The organism is Sphaerisporangium aureirubrum (assembly GCF_042658925.1).
Taxonomy (GTDB): domain Bacteria; phylum Actinomycetota; class Actinomycetes; order Streptosporangiales; family Streptosporangiaceae; genus Sphaerisporangium; species Sphaerisporangium aureirubrum.
Genome location: NZ_JBHSRF010000201.1, coordinates 1 through 830 on the forward strand (window position 1 = coordinate 1; position 830 = coordinate 830).

The 830-nt window shown below is 66.9% G+C and carries 1 protein-coding gene; it reads left to right on the forward strand.

Features of this window, described 5'->3' with window-relative positions; genetic code table 11:
- The coding region (locus ACFP1K_RS41140; protein WP_380764044.1) for an arabinofuranosidase catalytic domain-containing protein at positions 1 to 830 on the forward strand (830 nt) is incomplete at both ends.

Consider the following 830-nt stretch of genomic DNA (forward strand, 5'->3'; position numbering starts at 1 on the left):
GCGACCGGAGACCAGCCGGAAGGCATCTACGCCGTCGTCGACGGCACGCACTACAACCAGTGGTGCTGCTTCGACTACGGCAACGCGCAGACCGACGGCCAGGCCGACGCCCCCGCCATCATGGAAACCGTCTACTTCGGCGCCAACAAGCAGTGGGGCTACGGCGCCGGAGCCGGCCCCTGGGTCATGGCCGACCTGGAGTGGGGACTGTTCTCCGGGGTGAACGCCGGCTACAACAACATCGCGTCGATCAACCACCGATTCGTCACGGCCATGGTCAAGGGCGAGCCGAACCACTGGGCGATCCGCGGCGGGAACGCCCAGTCCGGCGGCCTGACGAACTACTACGACGGACGGCGCCCCAACGGCTACCACCCGATGAAGAAGGAAGGCGCCATCCTGCTCGGCATCGGCGGCGACAACAGCGTCTCCGGCCGCGGCACCTTCTTCGAGGGCGTGCTGACCTCCGGCTACCCGACGGCCGACACCGAGAACGCCGTACAGGCCAACATCACCGCCGCCGGCTACGCGCCGTCGGGCGGCGGCACCCCGCAGACGGGCGTACAGATCGTCGGCGGCCAATCCAGCCGATGCGTCGACGTACCCAACTCCAGCACCACCAACGGCACCCAGGTACAGATCTGGGACTGCGGAAGCGGCACCAACCAGCGCTTCACCAACACCTCCAGCAGGCAACTCCAGGTCTACGGCAACAAGTGCCTGGACGCCAACGGCCAGGGCACCGCCAACGGCACCCAGGTGATCATCTGGGACTGCAACGGCGGAACCAACCAGCAATGGAACGTCAACTCCAACGGCACCATCACCGG